A 16,706-nucleotide genomic window follows, 5' to 3' on the forward strand; every position below is an offset into this window, starting at 1 on the left:
CGCATCCTATTAGAATTAATTACAAATTAATACTATAGTACTAGTTTTGGGAATATAAATCAAAAAAAGAAATTCATAATTTAATAAAAAAAAGCAAACGCTCCCCTATTAAGGGGTCCGTTTGCCATTTATTCAATGAAACTCTAATTCCCTACTTCTCATCCAACCACAATATCGCTGTTACTCCACGGGGATAATATTTACTGCCCGTAATCTCCCCGGAAATAATTTGATCACTCCAGCTGAAGATCGATAATTCTGGATGGGTAAGCCATGCCGCGTGAGCGCGATCTGATGCCGCTCCGCGTTCATCCCATTCCAGTCCCAGAATATTGCGGGCGATGAACTGCGAGAGATAGATTTTGCTAAGCCAGCTGTTATTGCTGGTAGATGAGATTTTCCAACCACCGTCATCAAATAAACAAATGCCCGGCTTCAACACCGCATGAAGATGCTTGTCGAGTGCACCGATATATGCGGCGAACCGTCCATTGCGATCAAGAGCTTCCTTACAACCCGTATAGTACGGAAATACAAGACCCTCAATAGCTGGAATGATCTTGGAGTCATTACCTTCTCCAATCACAGCCGGGATATATCCATCTGCTGTAACGCTTGCCACCATCGTTGCGGCACATTTCTCTGCTTGAACCCCTGCTGTTTTGGACAGCTCCACACGATCATACGCTGCAAATATTTTCTCCATAGCTAAGTAAGCGGCCCAGCATTTTCCTGCCAAGTAAATATTGTTGCGCGCCTGACCTAAAGAGACATCCAGACTGTCATAGGTAGTAATCTCTGCTCCACCCATCGTACGTGAGCTATCTAGCGCCATAACACCGTTTCTGTGCTCAGGATCTGGATGATCCCGATTTAACATACTATCCAAGCACTTCTCCAAGATACTCAGATTACGTTCCATCCAGCTCCGATCACCCGTGTGCTCAAGATAAGTTGCCGCACTCAGCACCCAGTTTACCAATTGTTCATGTGTCATATGAGAGAAGCAGCCATCAATGCCATATAACTCATAAGAGGAATAGCTTGGACGTGAAACTACATTGGCTACACCCATATCATGTGTGAAGCTAATTCCACCAGGATACTCTGTATCATCTCCAGGGAAACGCACCGTATCTTCATAGCTGAATCTTTCTACGAACATATCCAGCTCATTACGAACCGTCCAAGGATTCAGACGCAGCTCGTAGAATAACTGATCCACGGTCAGATCAAACGTATTCATCATCCGGTATTCGCCTTCGTTGACGATCCAGAATGGCTTATTCTTATTATCCAGTAATTGTGTGGAACCATAATAACTACGAATCGCATGCGCTAGCATAAAGGTTTGATCTTCAGATAGGTTTGTATGATTAAACATCTGGTTAGCTTTCTCCGCTGCTTGTTTAAGAACATCGAATTTAGCTAATGCATATTCGGCTACTGCCTCAACATTGTTAAAATAGCGATTATAGTAATAGGAAGCATCCATACCAGAGGTAACATAACCCGAACGGTGAAAACAAATCGCAAACCGGTACGTTTCTTTTTCTCCGGCTGGAACATCCATGATCAAAGCGCCCACGCGGCCCAGTCCAAAGGTCCAATTCTCCTGTAGCTCCTCACTTAGAATATCCTCCATCGTGAAATGAAGTGCGGACTTTGCAGTTCCTTTCTCGGCAGCAATCGCAATAAATCTTCCTTGTCCAACCCCTGTAATTTCAGTCGATACATCATCCAGTCTTCTCATTCCGCTATACACATCTGTTCCCTGAAAACCAAAGAACGCACGGCGTGAAGCGGCTGATGCAGTGTTGTCCACTTCGAGCTCAACCAGCACTGCTGGCAGCAGTACTTCCTTCAAATCTTCCACGGACGCAGTTTCAGGATCGGGCACTGATCGAACAGGCGAAAGAATTCGGAAGGACAGATCCCCCGCACTCCAGCTATCTGTAGCTACTTGAAAATCTCTAGAAATCTCACCTTCTTGAAAAGGGAACAGAATATTTTCCTTATCTGGATTGGGGTCCGGATTCTCGATATCGTAGCGTTTGCTCTCGTCATCTCCGCCCATCTCGTGAAATGGCAGTGTGTCATACCCTTTCCCATCAGTGCGTTCTAATCCTATGAATATATTCTGTCTAGGAGGTTTGGCCATCTCCAAATCGAAACCACCACTAGCTCCTTTAAATCCTAAAGTAAAACTCGCAAATGCACCGATCGGTGAATGATGAGCATTAAAGAATTTATTATGTGCCATAAATAAATGCACTCCCTCCAACATGATCCCGGATAGCTCCGGGCTATATATCCATGTTATCGATATTCCTGGAAGTCCAACAGGGCTAAAGCCTTCTATTATTTGGGCAAATCAAACATCGATAACAACCTATGATATAATTAAGCCAAATTTTATTGTAAAAGAGGATTGAAATGATCTCGAATGATCCCGCCTTCCATAATTCTATTGATGGTCAAATGTCTCCGGACATTCAAGCAGCCTTTCATATCTTTGCCGCGCATTGGAGAAAAGTGAATTCGGATTGGCAATATCCCGTACACACTCACCCGATGTTTGAGATTAACGTTGTCCTTCAGGGGGAGCAGCAGATGACTGTTGGCAATACGTCTTTCATCCAACAAAGCGGTGATATTTTGTTCATTCGTCCCGGTGTGGAGCATAGTAGTCTAGGTTCAAATGCTAACCGTGATATGACATATTATTGCCTGCATTTTGATATCGATGATCTGATTTTACGGCGGGCCTTACTCACAGCAGATGCTGTTAGTCTAAGTGGAAACACGCCTGAACTGCTCGCCATCCGTTCAGCTCTAGACGTAATCATTAATTCTTCTATTTTGTCAGAGTCTAAGGATACACATAGAAATCGCCTGATCACCTTGCATGCTTCCCTACAGCTTCTGACCGCACTTAGCGGTTGGGTGCTATCGGAAATGCCTCTCCCAGCAGATACAGAAGCTACAGAAAATACTGTGGCCCTGGCTAACGCCATTGAAGGACTATTGCAGGAATCCGTCTCCACCGCTGCCAGCACAGGCGAAAGAGGTGGCGGTATTGAGAATATTGCAGCAAAGCTTGGATACAGTACAACACATTGCAATCGTGCTTTTCACCAAATCTATGGGATGTCACCAAGGCAGTATTTATCCCGCTTAATCATTCGACACGCTAAACTGCTGCTGATGGATAATAGTCTATCTGTCGAATCGGTTGCTCAACGACTGGGGTACCGTGATGTGTCCCATTTCAGCAAGCAGTTCAAACGATGGACAGGTCTGCCTCCGATGGGTTACCGCCGATTAACTGCGAATCCGAGTACACTCTAAAGATCGTTACGCCAAAGAAAATAGGATGTATTCCGCTGTCCACTAAGTGGTTACAGGATACATCCCTCTTATGAATTACCCCTTCGTCGCTCCCGACGCAATCCCCTTCACAAAATACTTCTGCAAAGCGATATATACAATCAACACAGGTACCACCGACATCGCTGTTCCCGCAAAAATCATATCCCAACGCGAAGAGAATTCTCCGATATAACGGTAAATTTCCATAACCAGCGTCTTAGCCTGTCCTGAAGGTAATGCCGCTTCTTCAATTTCTCTAGGTATTCCTTTGACAAAACTGGTATACAGCAGACATCCGAAGCCTACCGCACCGGCTACATAAATAAGAATGGGTCCCGCAAGGCTACCGTACAATCCTAGCATTCTAAGCTCTTTGAACAAAGGAATCATATACGCCTGAAAAGGAATCATCATTCCGGCCAAAAATATACGAACATAAATCGAGTCCAACTAGTATTTCTACGTTCTATGGCATCCTTCATGATCCCTGCATTACTCTTAAAGGCTGACATCAAATTGAAGAAAATAGGAAAGAAAAATAGAATAGCCACTACTATGGTAACCATAAAAAGTGCGATTTGCCCAACTCTTCTGCGTGTCTGCATCGTCATTTTAGAGCTGCACCTCCCGCTTCTGGAGAACTTTCACTTGGAAGACTGTAATGATCAGTATGATTAAGAACAAGACCATGGCCAGCGCCGTACCAAAGCCTTGCCTTAATTCACCAAACCCAACTTTATAAATAATATAAGTTAACGTCTCCGCCTCAAAGCCCGGACCGCCATCGGTCATAACCGCAAGCTGATCAAAAATCTTCAAGGCGCTGATCATCGACAGTACCATACATACAGTCATCGCCCCCGTAAGTAGTGGAAAGGTGATATGTCGGAACTGTTGCCAGCCCCGTGCTCCATCAATGGTTGCCGCTTCATTCAATTCCTGCGGAATACCTTGCAATCCAGCGAGATAAATGATAGCAATATAGGGAAATAAAACACACTTCTGAAGGTTTATTGAGCTAACGTGTCTCGTTTGTTTACTTGTCTTTTAAGCTTTATGTTCACCCCTAAAACAAGCAATTAATGAAACTATTAAACCTAAAAATGAAACACCAAGTCCCAATGATGTTGCTGAACCACATTACCCCAAACTTTCAAATTCCCACAAGAAAACTATACCATTTTCTTTTCAACTAAATTGCCAGTTAGTTGAACAAATAAAAAACGGTTGCCGAAGCAACCGTTATTCCACTAACATGTCCCGTTATCTTAATCTAAGGGATCTGTGATTCTTTTAATAATATTGACGCTATCATCCATTTGCCATTAGAATTTAGCCGCAAGTTAATATTGTTAGTTTCGATAACTTTCATTAGCTGTAATGCGCTCTTTTTTCGATACAATCCGTGAAGTTCGGTTGTTCTGCCTTACTATAGTTTTGTCACTCCGTTCGGAAGTTCGGAAGCCGGCGGCCAGACGATCGCTCCGCTGCGGTTCATGTACCCTCTGATTTCCTCGCGTGAATTCTGATCGAGCAAGCTGATCACCGCCAATTCGCCGTTAAAAGCGTCAGCCCAATAGAATTGCGACTTGATCACAAAGCGGCCGGATGTATTGATATAGCCGTACCTCTGCCCCTGGCTGGCCGGAGCCAGGCCGCCCTTGAACAACCCTCCGGCTGTAAAGCCCTGGATGACTTTGGTGCCCTTCTTATTGATGTAGAAGGTGACTCCATTACGCTCGACAAAAGCCAGTCCTTCCGAGAATGGCTGCGCCATGCTGAACTGCGGTTTTATCAGGTAATTGCCGTTTTTGCCGATGTACCCGTATTTGCCGTTCACGTAAACTACTGCCGCCCCGTTTGAAAACGGTGTGGCGTAATCATACCGGGGCGTAACGCGGAGCTTGCCCGTGGTGTCGATATAGCCGTATTTGCCGCCGAACGCAAGCACTACGGTCGCCATACCTTCGGAGAAATCGGACGTCGAGCTATACCGGTACGGAATGACCAGCTCGCCCTTGGTGTTGATGTACCCCGATGCTTTGCCCACATTGACCCGAGCCAAACCTTCGGAGAAATTAAACGCCCGGGTGTATATGGGCTGTACGCTCACCTTGCCATGGCTGTCTATATATCCGTACCGTGTCGCCGTAGCTCCGTCAGAATTCTGAACCTGCGTCGTATACAGCGCACGGTCATTATAAAGAATGCCGGCATCTCTCAGCTTGTATTCGAACAGCTTGCTGCCCGCCGAGCTGAAATAATATTGCTTTTTAACCGCATGATTCTCGACATACACCGTTCCTCCGGATACTCCTGAATATCCGTATCCGTCGTACACCGCCTCGATGACCTTCTTGCCTTTGCCGTTGATGAAACCGTATTTTCCATTAACTTCAATCGGATACAGTTGATCGCCTGTCTGCGCCTGCATAACGGTCGCACTGGCAGCCAGCGATTGCTCCGCCACGTTTGTGGTGAATACCATCGTCGTAAATAGAAAGGTAAGAGCCATCTTTTTAAGCACCTGTTCTCCACGCTCCTCAGAGACTATTTTCCATTCTTTAGTATAGACGACGCTTGTACCGGGCTTGTTGCGCGTGATTGGGAATAAATCACAAAGACATTCGCTTAATCCCACATTTCGCCCGCCAACATACTGCTGATCAGAAAAATGCAGTTTTGTTCCGCAGTCTTACGGACACAGGAGCTGCTATTTGGTGAAATATGATAATACCTACTTATCGGTGGATACGCCTACTAGGAAACACTAACATTTTTTTTACTTAATTTCTTAAATACCGAGTATTCCTGATTGGACTTAATAAAACTTAATATCTTTTCGGCACATTCTTTTGGATTCATCTCTTCAGTATTTACTTCGAGGTCATATTCATCAAAGCAATATACTTTGCTAAACTGTGAAGCTGCCAATCCAAATTTTCTATCTCCTCTTGCTTTCTCTCTTCTTATGAGTTCCTCTTTCGAGCATATTACACCTATAAATAACGTAGGCTGATCGAAAAATTGATCAAAAAACGCATTAAATCTCTTGTCATTGTCGATTACTGTATCTATTACTACATTAAAACCCATTTCTGATAACAGTTTAATTGTCGAATGGTACACTGAGAATATGGAATCATCAAGTATTTGTGAGACAACTTGATGATCTATTTCTCTTGGAGGTTCATCTGGAAATTTATTATTAATAAAATCATTGTAATTATTAAAAAAATCATCAATTGATAAATGATAAAAAGGAATTTCTTTCTGATTTATCAGTTCAGTCGATATGGAGGTCTTTCCAGAACTTGAAGTTCCATTTAGATAAACTAAGATCCCCTGCTTCAAATTAATCATCCCTTCAAAAAATAATCTCTGCGTATTTTTCAGATAACGTTATAATCACAAAGTTCATAAAATTATCCAACTCATAAAAATTAGCGAGAATAGCTGTATCTACTGGCAGTGTTCAGAATAAGCAGAACTTTACCACGATAAATTGACAATTCAACAGGCTCACCATGAATTGAATTCGCTTGAAAATCATAAATAGTCATCAGACCATTCCTCCGCATTATTATTAAAAATAACATAATATAGGAATCTCCTCTACTTATTTCCCTCAACAAACTCTCAGCTCTGGGGCTTATCATAACTCGCTGGAGGACTTTTTTTATTACCTATAGCCAATTGAACGATAATCTGAAGCACAATGATTACAGATAAACCATAGAAAGCTTGTACGAAGCTGCCCGTTGCATCGTGGAGCCAGCCAATGGCTAGCGGTCCAAGTGCTCCGAGAATGTAGCCACCTGACTGGGTCATTGCGGACCAGCTACTGGCTTCCTGAGCATTGCTTGTTTCATCAATGGGCAACATCAGTGCAATCGGGAACAGTCCACCCGCTCCAATACCGAGTGGAATCGCCGCGAGCCAGGGGCTAAAGGATAAGTTCAGCATCAGGACACCCATCAACTCTAATAACGCACACCCGACAAGCCAGATTACACGTCTTTGGTAACGGTGTACAAGCATGGGAATGAACAACGTAGAGGGCAGCGATATCAATGTAAATAAGGTTTGGATGTTTCCGGCCGTCTCTTGACTATACCCCTGGCTTTGGATTGCTGGCGCAAGCCAAGCGGTCAACGAGTAGAAGATCGCAGCCATCAGCCCGAAGAATAATGTCAGCACCCAGGCACGCTTGTTATTCACCGGAAGTGGTGCAATAAGTACACTCGAGATTTTACCGGATTGTCGATCTATGCGCGCAGACCAGGCTAATTTCAACCAGATTGGCAATGCAATGGCTGCGAGAAATGCCCATATAGCCAACGAACCCCTCCACGATCCACCCAGCGCATGCTGAAGCGGAACCGATAGTCCAACACTAATGCTAGCCCCCATCACCATCGCTGTAGAGTAGATACCCACCATGGCTGCCACCCGGTCAGGGAAGTACTGCTTAATGAAGCTGGACAACAGCGGCCCTGCCAATGCAATTCCTACACCGGACAGAAAAGAAGTGAACATCATTAAAGGAGTTGTTCCAACAAACCATCGGAGTCCCGTACCTAACCCAATGAGGATTAAAGCCAGAACAATTGCGCCCTCATTTCCCCACTTTCTGCTTAATCTTACGGAGAACGGAGCAAATATGCCCATGCATAATACCGGAAGTGTGGTTAACAGACTGGCGGTAATCCCGCTTATACCCAGATCATTCTGTAAGGTGCTCATTAGAGGTGAAATGGATGTAATGGGTGGTCGTAAATTCAGTGAAGCCAGGATAAGCGCCAAGACGATATAAAAAAGTTTCATTATGAATCACCTCATGGTAGTATCGTTGCATTTCACCTATGATCCTATTTGTTAATAACTGATCTTTGGGTGGTGCATGATTAAGTATAGAATCATTAGAATGATTGAACAATACTATAGTTTCTATTAAAATGATTACTAAAACCAATGATTAGAGGGTATTCATATGGAGATTCGTCAGATGGAAAATTTCATTACGGTATGTGAAGAGCTTCATTTTACACGAGCAGCTGAAAAACTTGGTATTTCACAACCTACATTGAGTCAACAAATACGTGCGTTGGAGGATGAACTCGCTGTTCCCTTATTTGACCGAGTCGGCAAAAAGATTGTGATGACCCAGGCAGGAAATCTGTTCCTGGAGCACTGTGTACAGATGATTCGGCATTTACAAAATACCCAGGATGCGTTAGCTGAATTCCGCAATGATCAACGAGGTAAGTTGGTGATTGGTGTTCTCCCTTCCGATCTGGACTACAGGCTCACCCCATTGCTCGTGAATTTTCATACACGATTTCCCAAGGTACAGCTGAAGGTTGTCTCCTCGATCTATGTCTTGAATCAAGTGCTGGATAATGAAGTAGACATCGGCATCGAGATCACGTCTGCTCCTGATGATCGGCTAGTACGCATTCCATTGTGCAGTGAAGAATATGTACTCGTCGTTTCCGAGAATCATGATTGGGCTGAACGAAGCACGATCGGAATCCAGGATCTGCGTAATATCCAAACCGTGATGTTCCCCGAAGGATTTACAGGCAGAGAATTGGTTGATGGCTATTGCCGTAAATATGGATTCAGTTTAAATACGATCATGGAGACCAGTTCAGCTACTTCCATTATTAGCTTGGTTAAAGCCAACGTCGGAGGAACATTGCTGCCATATCGTTTGATCCAAGCGATGAATGAACCAACTCTGCGCTGCATCCGAATTACAGACGATCCGCCATACCGTCACTTTGAGATCATTCATCGGTCCGAGCGTTTCCTCACAAAATCGGCCAAGGCATTTATTGAGAAAACTATCGAGTATTTCAATAAAGGGTGAGTTGCGATAGAGAGAAGTTACTAAGGAAACCGCATAATGCTTGACAGAAATGTCACTGCGAATTCTTTTGTAAGATTCGCTTCTGCTGCCAGAAGTAGAGTATAGTTGGAGTGGGTAAAAATATATTCCAGGAGGCAACAGCCATGTCACAAGAGATCTGGATTAACCTTCCAGTTAAAGATGTTGAGAGGTCAACTGCCTTTTTCAATGAGATTGGATTCCATGCAGTGAGCGTTGGTAATGAGAGAGCCAAGCTTGACATAGGCCAAACAACGATTCTGCTATTCCCGGATGCGGCGTTCGAGAAATTCACAGGTTCTAAAACCGCAGATACTTCCCATAGCGCAGAAGTAATATTTTCCATTGGAGCTAAAAGCCGAGAAGAAGTAGATGCCTTTATTCAAAAAGCAGAGTCTGCCGGAGGAAACATCTTTGGCAAGCCGAGTGAAATTGACGGCTGGATGTACGGCGCAGGATTTGCCGACCTGGACGGTCACCGCTGGAACCTGCTGTACATGGATGAGAGTAGAATGCCGAAACGCTAATATAAAAACGCCGGTCACCAGCTTAAGGGTACCGGCGTTTTTTTTTACCCACTATTTCATATCAGTAATTCAATTCAAAATCGTTGATTAGAAGGAAAAATTCGAGGGTTAAACTTATACAAGTCACCTGGGTTAGCCCAAACGCATATTTGAACTAACATGCCTGATCATTGAACAAACTACTCCCAGTAAGGAGTACCACTAAAAAGAAATTCTTCTTTATTTACATCGCTTAAATTCCCGTCTTGCTAATTTACTAATGTGACTGGGTAACCACTCATTAGCTTCAGGCAGCCCAAGCCAAAAATTCATTGTTTCGAGTTGGGCTGCTACAAAGAAGCCTTCCAAACGTTGAACATAGTTATGAGGCAGGTCGAATTGTTGTGTGTAAGATTCTAGCAACTGGTCTCTGAATGCTGGGTGGATATAAGAAAGTGTCCAACCTAAATCGAATAAATAATATCCGAACCCACAAGCTCCAAAATCAATAGCTCTAGCTTCTTGTTCATGAAACACAAAATTACTTGGTATCAAATCTGCGTTATCTTAGTAACGTATTCACCAATGTTATTTTTTATAGGTGATGGCAACACCAGATCTGTATCATTTGTTAATGATTCCAGCCAAATCATTTCTGAATGGATGACTTTTTCATCAGACCAAATACTTTCGATCGAATCATTTTTTGATAGATGTATTCGCAAACTATAGCAGTTACTTTCCTTATCTGTCACTTTATAGATGGTGTTTGCATTTTGGCCAATATGAGCTATTGATTGATAAGTAATTGAATAACAAGTTAATGCTTCTATAGCAATATCCTGAGTATCTAGCACGGTATCTTCCCTCCCCTTGAAACGACCGAATAAGGACATCGAACCATAATATTTTCTAATAATTTGAGAGAGAGCTCTTATATTTATATTTTATCCATTACTTAGTTTATAAAGGTAACCTGCTCATCAATGTGTATTGTTCAACTATCTTTCCTGTTACCTTAAAAACCTAAATCGAACTGAATGCAAACATTATTTCAGATTCGCATACCAATTCATTATTTACTGTGGCGACTCCCTTTCCTTTGACGATTTGTCCCTTAATTCGAATTACTTCAAATTCAAGAAGGAGTTGGTCTCCTGGTTTTACTTGTCGTTTAAAACGACAACTATCAATACCCGTCAGTAAGCCTATTTTATGATTGTTGCTCTCAACGTTGGACATTGCGATTCCACCGACCTGTGCCAGTGCTTCTACAATTAAGACTCCAGGCATTACGGGATAGTCAGGGAAATGACCGAGAAAATAAGGTTCATTAATGGTTACATTTTTAATTCCAACAGCTCTCTTCCCCTCATTAATCTCCAATATTCTATCGACCAAGAGAAATGGATTTCGATGAGGAATAATCTCTTTAATTCTTTCAATATCAAGCATGGATTTGCCTCCTAATCGGTTTAATATCATTTTATCGCCTTTGAGTTAAACCAGCCCGAAAATAACTCAACGTAACTCTAGTTAAACTAACCTATCCGTTAGCGTAATAACTGCTCCAAATCAATAACAGGGTATATACTCTCCATTAAAATGATAATGATAGCTGTTATCTATTCGGACATATCCGAGTATACAATGATCTCTATCCCTGTATGAGACACTAGAGTAGTTTTTATTGTCTTTATTGCCTTCAGCAATTAAAATTTCATTGTCATCACAAGCTAAAACAATGCCGATATGATCGTGAGAATGATCGGAGAGAAGCTTATCAAAAATAACAATATCACCACGTGCCGGATTAAATTCTTCTTGTTTAGCGTCATAGAAAAATCTTGTATCGGGCAGCTGAGCCCAATCCAACCACGCACCAACCCCAGCTAGCCGATACATTCGGTTAGGATATCTAATTGGAAGAAGTATTCCAACCTGCATACAGCAGTAGTATACAAATGCAGCACACCAATTACCTTCTAGTACTTTATAGATATCAGAGTCCGGCCAATACTTGCAAATTTCCCGATAACGTTCATCTTCCGGTACCCCGATTATGTTTTGCCCTGCGAGCTTTTCCGCAAAATCAGCCAGCATAAGTCGCCTGTCTTTAGTTTCTCTATTGAATGCTTCCACATCTACGTTAAATTCCGTATCTACATTTCCCTCCGGAATCCCTAATTCAATAAATACTTTTTGTAGTCTATGTATATCGGTCTTAAGCATATTATTACCTGTATTTTGAAAGTACATCTGCAATAAAATAGCGTCTTTAATAACTTCCTCATCTGGTCCATGAACCCGATGTCTATCTTCTTGATGAAAGATTGATCTAAGAATTACTGACATCTCTTCGTCGGTAAAGATTTGGGTGCTACGTATTATAGGTCTTACCGCGTCTGCACTGTTGTGACCAGGAAAGGTATTTATTCCAGTTTTATAGAAATAAAAATCGTGTAGCACCCCCGCGATCGCAGCGATTTCCGAATCTAGTCCTCTTCTCATAGCGAGCATCGAAGCGAAGGTAGACACTCCTGAAAGATGAGCCCAAGCTTTCTGATTTTTGAAGTTGCTCTGCTTTTCAGAAACATGGAATCGAACAACTTCAAGTCGCTTAGATTTCTTCTCACATATCATAATTAATTCCCCAATCCCTGAACTAACTCAGGACAGAAACCTATCGAACGTTCTACTGCTACGTTTTGGAAAAGTATTTTATCCGCCTTTTCCAAAAGTGTGCCACCGATGCCCATTCTTCTGTATTCTTCGTTAACAAACATCGACGTCAACGCGCTTCTCTTAAAACCACCAAAAGAGAGAAAACCTTCCGTCAAGTCGTTGTAACGAGCAACAAATATATCATCTGAGAGCATTTCGTTACTCTGTTGAGACACATTAAACTGTTCATTTTTACACAACATGGCTGTGATTGAAGCTTCGTCCCTTTCGGGTTTATAGGGTTCAATAATTAGTTGTTCCATCGGCAGTTCACCTTTCAAATTAGGCATTTAATACTGTAACATTTTACCACAATATTCACATATAAGCGTTACACGTACTACCCAAGATTCGAATATGACTGGGGCAATAAAACCGAGAATTGTAAATGTTGATTGCAAAGCAGTTCTCCAATGTTCTATCCCTACTAAGCCCATCACACTTAATAAAAAACGATAATCGACGTACTCAAAATTGTGTAATGTCGATTAAACATGTTCTTGTAGTCTGACATCGGAGGAAATATATCGTTATTAATGCTTATTAATGCGAAAAACATGCTAAACTTAGGATCACCAAAAATCCCCTCGACCTGAGGGGATTTTTCCTATTGCGATGCATTACGTCTCTCCTAACATTTCCTACAAACGCTAATGATAGATGAAGATGACGGAGAGAACGGAGTCTTATCCCAGTCAGCATATTGATGTTCGACGCGAAAGCCGTGAAGGGTTAATAAAGATTGCAGCGTAGCCTGATCTGTGAACCGACAAGCAATTCGGGAATTCGTTCGTTTATCCCCCCAATCACGCATCGTGACCCAATGCATGATATGCTGGCTAGCATCGTAACTTTGTGTACCTGATACCTTGACGTTTTTCCCCTCCTTATCAATAAATGATCCCCATTCTGTCTCCTCTTGATCAGATAAATCCGTTCCCTCCGGATTACGGGTCTCGAATGCAAAGATTCCATGGGCTTGTAAATGTTTGTGAACGGTAGTAAGCAAATCGTTTTGATCTTGATCACGTAAGAATGCCTGAAATGCATTGCCAGTCAAATAAATCATTGAAAATCGCTTGTCCGATTCAAAGGTACGTGCATCGCCTTCCATAAAAGTAGCAGTCAACCCTTCCGCCTTCAACTGCGCATATGCAATCATCGCTGAAGAGATATCTACACCGGTCATCTTTATACCGGCTTTCGACAGGGGTATAGTTGTTAATCCTGTACCACAAGCAAGTTCTAACACTTCACCAGGACTCGATCTAGCAAGCTCAAGATAAAACTGATATTTGTCCATTTCACCGTCAAATTCAAGATCATAATTTACCGGATCCAGATATTCTTCAAGATTGCTATGTTCAATCAACGCCATCCCCTTCTTTCATTTCAATGTTACATTGGAGAAAAATAATTTTCATAAGAAAAACATGTGCTTAGTTAGACGCAGAAAGGATAATCTAAAAAATAAAAAGCCTATCGACATTCGTGCTTAACATTATTTTACTGTTTTTTTTATAAACCGTTTGGTAATTCATAGTTATAATCAATTTTTATCGCACCTTAAATAACTACTCTTTAAGTTGATAATCATTACTTTATTCTGCCTGTTGCCTTACAATCAGTAGTTTGTGTACTGAGAAGAAAAACAAATAATTTTCACTTCGAAAACCAACAGGTTCTAAAGAAGTGCTTCTTTGGAAATTTGTCAGTTCTTTCTTATGGACACACTTTTCAAAATCGGAGCTATCAGGGTTTGTCCAAAGTAAAGCAAGTAAGACTATACCCACCACAAGAATCAGCAGTCTCAAACTGAGCCCCCCTACTAGAAAGATCAGTTATAATATGTATGTCGATCACAATATGGAGATGACTTGTTTTCTCATTCCATATTGGTATTTAAATTCATCTAAACTACCCGTTAGTTGAATAAAGGCAGCTGATCGCATTGATTACCGGGCTGCCAAATTGTATTTGAGCTAACGTTACCCAATAGCTTAACCGTTATTTATTTTATGATACGGTTCTCCGCGCTGTCTGTAACGGCAAGTTTTAGGGCCATCCTTTTGTGGGATGGCCCTTTCATTTTTTTCATTATGTTGAACTATGTTCCCCGTTAACGAGCCGCCTCATAAAAACAGAGCATCTGAGGTCGCGCATCAGATGCTCTGTTTTTAGTATTGTTTTATGACCTTGTTCAAATTTATAAATCTTCTACACCGGTGGGTCGGTTTTTACTCGATACATTTGGCTTCGTGTACATTTTATTGAGAATGGTCGTTTGCACGATAATGAATATACCGCCAACCGCCCAATATAATGGTAATGCGGCGGGCATCTGAAAAGAAAACACACCCATCATGATAGGTGACAACAATCCGATGAAAGCCATTTGGTTATTTGAATTTTGCTGAACCTGCGCTGAAACGGATTGAGACACGCGGAATTGAAAGTAATACACCGCAGCAGCAATAAGCGGCAAAATCATATCAGTTTTCCCCAAGCTAAACCACAGAAAATTGTCAGCTGCAATCTCTGGGGTACGACGAATGGCGTAGTAAAATGCGAGGGTGATCGGCCATTGGAGAAGCATCGGTAAACACCCCATGTTTAAGGGATTAAATTGATGCTTCTGATAGAGCTGCATCATCTCGACTTGCTCTTGTTTTTTTGCATCCGCACTGAAGTCGTTCTTATACTTCTCCTTAAGTGCAGTTAACTCCGGCTGGAGGACGACCATCTTTTCTTTCATATCCATTTGTTTCTTGGTTTGATTCATCATGAGCGGCATGATCGCAAGTCTGATGATGAAAGTCATCAGCACGATCGATAATCCGTAGTTTCCATGAAATGTATTCGCAAAGAATTTGATCAAGATCGAAAATGGATAAATAAAAAAGTGGTTAAATATCCCTGATGAATCGGCATTAATCGAGTTTGATTGGGATGCTGTCGAACACCCGCTGAGCACAATGATCGGAATAACTCCAATCAACATGACGAGAATGGGCTTCGCCCATTTTTGAAGCAATAAAATCTTTTTCATCATTGTCCTCCCTAATTGAAAGTATGGAATATCAATGTGGGGAAGGACCATTGTCGTCTTCATCAGGTGCTTCTCTTCGTCTGGCGTTACGTACTATCCACCGCTGAATGCTGCTCGGTTGCGACAGTCTGACAGACACAAACCAAGTTGAAACGGCTGGAGCAATTTCATAACCCCAGTGTATCTCTTGTAAAGAAATATAGGTGAATGGAATTGACACTAAGGAATAGATGAGAGCGATCGAAAATGCCAATTGAACCAAGTCATAAAAATGCTCCAGTCAAGTTCACCTCCGCATGAGCCATGTTGGAAAAATTTGAATAATGATTATACGTTAGAGAAAACGGTGTGGTTTCACTAACCTGCCCATGGGACTTGATCCGAACACTATAATGTCCACCCCTACTTGTCATGACCATGATTGAGGCTGGTTGGGACGTGAGATCCCGTATAACAAGCGATACTATGGAGCAACAAAAAAGAAATCATAGGGGCTACCAGTAAATCTAAATTAGGAAGGTGCATTGAATGAATTCAATGATTGGTCAGCGTGGTAAACCGTACAAAGGAACGTTTAAATTCGAACATATAGTTCTTAGAGGAGCATGCTGATGCCTATCTATTGAGAGAGTTGTACTACAATGAAGAATTTGAGCCCTTTAAAAAATAGGTGTTCAACTGCTTAATCTGCGTTATCCAAAGCGACAATACGAGTCTCTTTCAAAGAGAGTGCGAGTTAAGCGTCTATTAAACGCGAAAAAAAAATCCTTTTCAGCAGACTATGTACTCTAGTCACTTGGTTAACCTGAGAGTTTTGATTTCGCTCATTCTTCAGTACCAAGAGCATCTATCTCGATTGGAAAAGAACATAGATGCTCTCGCTGAAGAAATGGAAGAATATGATTTAATTCAGTCGATTCCCGGTATTGGTCCTAAAATTGCTGCAACCATTTTATCGAAAATTGGAGAAGTAGACCGTTTTGATCATCCAAAGAAACTAGTAGCCTTTGCAGGCATAGACCAGATTGTATTCGCATCCGGAGAGTTTGCGGCAACACGAAATCGAATTACCAAACGTGGTTCTCGGCAACTTCGTTATGCGCTAATTATGGCCGTCCATGTGGACTCATCCGTTCTTCATCCATCTCATAAAATATTCGAG

The 16,706-nt window shown here is 42.0% G+C and carries 18 protein-coding genes and 2 pseudogenes; 4 read left to right on the top strand and 16 right to left on the bottom strand.

Annotation, left to right across the window (positions count from 1 at the left end; genetic code table 11):
• Window positions 1–151: 151 nt before the first annotated feature.
• Entirely contained in the window at window positions 152–2,263 is a 2,112-nt protein-coding gene (locus tag ACN6KS_RS17265) for a glycoside hydrolase family 52 protein (protein ID WP_440960132.1), read from the bottom strand.
• A gap of 173 nt (window positions 2,264–2,436) precedes the next feature.
• Between ACN6KS_RS17265 and ACN6KS_RS17270 the strand changes: the two genes are divergently transcribed.
• Window positions 2,437–3,351 carry an AraC family transcriptional regulator gene (locus ACN6KS_RS17270; protein ID WP_094874252.1) on the top strand — a complete coding sequence of 305 codons (915 nt, stop codon included), beginning with the start codon at window positions 2,437–2,439 and terminating at the stop codon, window positions 3,349–3,351.
• A 75-nt stretch (window positions 3,352–3,426) separates the two neighbouring features.
• Here the strand turns inward: ACN6KS_RS17270 and ACN6KS_RS17275 are convergent, their stop codons facing one another.
• From ACN6KS_RS17275 to ACN6KS_RS17305, 7 genes and pseudogenes are all read right to left on the bottom strand, one after another.
• A complete protein-coding gene (locus ACN6KS_RS17275; RefSeq protein WP_440960133.1) occupies window positions 3,427–3,735 on the bottom strand; it encodes a hypothetical protein in 309 nt (102 codons plus the stop codon).
• Window positions 3,736–3,782: 47 nt separating this feature from the next.
• Window positions 3,783–3,983, bottom strand: a complete 201-nt coding sequence (locus tag ACN6KS_RS17280) for a hypothetical protein (RefSeq protein ID WP_280789026.1) — start codon at window positions 3,981–3,983, stop codon at window positions 3,783–3,785.
• 1 nt (window position 3,984) lies between these two features.
• A complete protein-coding gene (locus tag ACN6KS_RS17285; RefSeq protein ID WP_440962414.1) occupies window positions 3,985–4,386 on the bottom strand; it encodes a carbohydrate ABC transporter permease in 402 nt (133 codons plus the stop codon).
• Window positions 4,387–4,801: 415 nt separating this feature from the next.
• On the bottom strand, window positions 4,802–6,013 hold the full coding sequence (locus ACN6KS_RS17290) for a WG repeat-containing protein (protein WP_440960134.1): 1,212 nt from the start codon (window positions 6,011–6,013) through the stop codon (window positions 4,802–4,804).
• A gap of 119 nt (window positions 6,014–6,132) precedes the next feature.
• Window positions 6,133–6,726, bottom strand: coding sequence for a chloramphenicol phosphotransferase CPT family protein (locus ACN6KS_RS17295; RefSeq protein ID WP_440960135.1), 594 nt, complete (start codon window positions 6,724–6,726; stop codon window positions 6,133–6,135).
• Between the two features lie 95 nt (window positions 6,727–6,821).
• Window positions 6,822–6,935: pseudogene (locus tag ACN6KS_RS17300) on the bottom strand (glutathione peroxidase); the annotation flags it as partial.
• 76 nt (window positions 6,936–7,011) lie between these two features.
• Window positions 7,012–8,199 carry an MFS transporter gene (locus tag ACN6KS_RS17305; RefSeq protein WP_094874248.1) on the bottom strand — a complete coding sequence of 396 codons (1,188 nt, stop codon included), beginning with the start codon at window positions 8,197–8,199 and terminating at the stop codon, window positions 7,012–7,014.
• Between the two features lie 181 nt (window positions 8,200–8,380).
• Between ACN6KS_RS17305 and ACN6KS_RS17310 the strand changes: the two genes are divergently transcribed.
• Together ACN6KS_RS17310 and ACN6KS_RS17315 are read left to right on the top strand one after the other, a co-directional pair.
• The gene (locus tag ACN6KS_RS17310) at window positions 8,381–9,247 is read left to right on the top strand and encodes a LysR family transcriptional regulator (protein ID WP_280789023.1); all 867 of its coding nucleotides are present in this window, start codon (window positions 8,381–8,383) and stop codon (window positions 9,245–9,247) included.
• A gap of 143 nt (window positions 9,248–9,390) precedes the next feature.
• Window positions 9,391–9,792, top strand: coding sequence for a VOC family protein (locus ACN6KS_RS17315; protein WP_094874246.1), 402 nt, complete (start codon window positions 9,391–9,393; stop codon window positions 9,790–9,792).
• Between the two features lie 219 nt (window positions 9,793–10,011).
• Here ACN6KS_RS17315 and ACN6KS_RS17320 read toward each other — a convergent pair whose 3' ends face one another.
• The 8 genes from ACN6KS_RS17320 to yidC form a co-directional block, all read right to left on the bottom strand.
• Window positions 10,012–10,308: a hypothetical protein gene (locus ACN6KS_RS17320; protein WP_256990037.1), complete on the bottom strand. Its 297-nt coding sequence runs from the start codon at window positions 10,306–10,308 to the stop codon at window positions 10,012–10,014.
• Between the two features lie 14 nt (window positions 10,309–10,322).
• Window positions 10,323–10,628 carry a hypothetical protein gene (locus ACN6KS_RS17325; protein WP_440960136.1) on the bottom strand — a complete coding sequence of 102 codons (306 nt, stop codon included), beginning with the start codon at window positions 10,626–10,628 and terminating at the stop codon, window positions 10,323–10,325.
• Window positions 10,629–10,797: 169 nt separating this feature from the next.
• Entirely contained in the window at window positions 10,798–11,226 is a 429-nt protein-coding gene (gene fabZ, locus ACN6KS_RS17330; RefSeq protein WP_094878948.1) for a 3-hydroxyacyl-ACP dehydratase FabZ, read from the bottom strand.
• A gap of 120 nt (window positions 11,227–11,346) precedes the next feature.
• Window positions 11,347–12,414: a CHAP domain-containing protein gene (locus ACN6KS_RS17335; RefSeq protein ID WP_440960137.1), complete on the bottom strand. Its 1,068-nt coding sequence runs from the start codon at window positions 12,412–12,414 to the stop codon at window positions 11,347–11,349.
• A gap of 2 nt (window positions 12,415–12,416) precedes the next feature.
• Entirely contained in the window at window positions 12,417–12,758 is a 342-nt protein-coding gene (locus tag ACN6KS_RS17340) for a GNAT family N-acetyltransferase (RefSeq protein WP_280786346.1), read from the bottom strand.
• Between the two features lie 368 nt (window positions 12,759–13,126).
• Window positions 13,127–13,867: a class I SAM-dependent DNA methyltransferase gene (locus tag ACN6KS_RS17345; RefSeq protein WP_440960138.1), complete on the bottom strand. Its 741-nt coding sequence runs from the start codon at window positions 13,865–13,867 to the stop codon at window positions 13,127–13,129.
• Window positions 13,868–14,096: 229 nt separating this feature from the next.
• Complete coding sequence (locus tag ACN6KS_RS17350; protein WP_341135091.1) at window positions 14,097–14,309, bottom strand: hypothetical protein; 213 nt, start codon at window positions 14,307–14,309, stop codon at window positions 14,097–14,099.
• Between the two features lie 392 nt (window positions 14,310–14,701).
• Window positions 14,702–15,607: a membrane protein insertase YidC gene (gene yidC / locus ACN6KS_RS17355; protein ID WP_440960139.1), complete on the bottom strand. Its 906-nt coding sequence runs from the start codon at window positions 15,605–15,607 to the stop codon at window positions 14,702–14,704.
• 697 nt (window positions 15,608–16,304) lie between these two features.
• Between yidC and ACN6KS_RS17360 the strand changes: the two are divergent.
• A pseudogene (locus ACN6KS_RS17360) lies at window positions 16,305–16,661 on the top strand (transposase); the annotation flags it as partial.
• Between the last annotated feature and the right edge of the window lie 45 nt (window positions 16,662–16,706).

The sequence above is a fragment of the Paenibacillus nitricinens genome (genome assembly GCF_052056485.1).
Classification (GTDB): domain Bacteria; phylum Bacillota; class Bacilli; order Paenibacillales; family Paenibacillaceae; genus Paenibacillus_AQ; species Paenibacillus_AQ nitricinens.

Coding starts and splice junctions, on each gene's coding strand:
- ACN6KS_RS17335 (WP_440960137.1), bottom strand. CDS start 12,414: ATGATATGTGAGAAGAAATCTAAGCGACTTGAAGTTGTTCGATTCCAT.
- ACN6KS_RS17315 (WP_094874246.1), top strand. CDS start 9,391: ATGTCACAAGAGATCTGGATTAACCTTCCAGTTAAAGATGTTGAGAGG.
- yidC (WP_440960139.1), bottom strand. CDS start 15,607: ATGAAGACGACAATGGTCCTTCCCCACATTGATATTCCATACTTTCAA.
- fabZ (WP_094878948.1), bottom strand. CDS start 11,226: ATGCTTGATATTGAAAGAATTAAAGAGATTATTCCTCATCGAAATCCA.
- ACN6KS_RS17270 (WP_094874252.1), top strand. CDS start 2,437: ATGATCTCGAATGATCCCGCCTTCCATAATTCTATTGATGGTCAAATG.
- ACN6KS_RS17340 (WP_280786346.1), bottom strand. CDS start 12,758: ATGGAACAACTAATTATTGAACCCTATAAACCCGAAAGGGACGAAGCT.
- ACN6KS_RS17275 (WP_440960133.1), bottom strand. CDS start 3,735: ATGCTAGGATTGTACGGTAGCCTTGCGGGACCCATTCTTATTTATGTA.
- ACN6KS_RS17305 (WP_094874248.1), bottom strand. CDS start 8,199: ATGAAACTTTTTTATATCGTCTTGGCGCTTATCCTGGCTTCACTGAAT.
- ACN6KS_RS17265 (WP_440960132.1), bottom strand. CDS start 2,263: ATGGCACATAATAAATTCTTTAATGCTCATCATTCACCGATCGGTGCA.
- ACN6KS_RS17310 (WP_280789023.1), top strand. CDS start 8,381: ATGGAAAATTTCATTACGGTATGTGAAGAGCTTCATTTTACACGAGCA.
- ACN6KS_RS17280 (WP_280789026.1), bottom strand. CDS start 3,983: ATGACGATGCAGACACGCAGAAGAGTTGGGCAAATCGCACTTTTTATG.